Raw genomic sequence first — 900 nt, forward strand, 5'->3', positions numbered from 1 at the left:
TGCGCTAGCTCAACTGGTCAGTGAAGGCCATCATACTTACCAAGATATGGCTGACGCCTTAGGCGTTGCCAAATCAACTATTAGCTATGAATTAGATCGGGTCAAACCCTATGATCCCGAATTAGCGCAACAAGACGCAGATCATAAAAGGCGGGCTTGTGGTCGCCATTCGATTCTAACGCCATCATTGACAATTTTAATTACCAACCACCTACGTTTAACTTGGTCACCAGAAGCGATTGCGACAGCTTTTAACCTGAGCACCGCTTCAATTTATAACTGGCTTAAGCTTGGCTGGTTACCTTTCAACTTGGCTGATCTACCTAATCGAAATGTCCGACAGCGCCGAGCTAATGAGCATCGTGGCACATTTACAAGTGGGACTTCCATTGAACAACGACCAAAATCTGTCAATCAGCGATTAGCTTTTGGTCATTGGGAAGTCGATACGGTACTTTCTAGCCGAGGTCAGTCACGAGCATGTTTGGTCACTTTTGTAGAACGTAAAACCCGGCTTCTATGGGCTATCAAAGCCCCTAATCGCACCGCCAAGACCTTAAATGATACCTTTGGAAAGTTTATGGGGATCTTCGGTTCCCAAGTGAAATCTATAACTGTTGATCATGGTAAGGAGTTTGCCGATTATCGATCCATAGAACAAGACTATCAGATTAAAGTTTATTTTTGTCACCCGTATTCCCCATGGGAACGGGGATCCAATGAATATTTCAATCGACGGTTACGTTGGTTTTTCCCGAAACAGACTAACTTTGACCAGATAACGACTGATGAAATCCTGGCAGCACTTGAGCTTATTAATCAACGACCATTAAAAATCCATCATCAACAGACTGCCATTGAAAGTTTCCGGGCTTGTTCGGATTAAACTTGTAATTTGCC

1 protein-coding gene is annotated in these 900 nt (G+C 43.7%); it reads left to right on the forward strand.

From position 1 onward, the window contains the following. Positions 1-886, forward strand: an 886-nt coding sequence (locus GB992_RS10900) for an IS30 family transposase (protein ID WP_161002461.1), incomplete at its 5' end; no start/stop codon positions are given. Between the last annotated feature and the right edge of the window lie 14 nt (positions 887-900).

The sequence above is a fragment of the Furfurilactobacillus milii genome, assembly GCF_009863985.1.
In the GTDB taxonomy this organism is placed as follows: domain Bacteria; phylum Bacillota; class Bacilli; order Lactobacillales; family Lactobacillaceae; genus Furfurilactobacillus; species Furfurilactobacillus milii_A.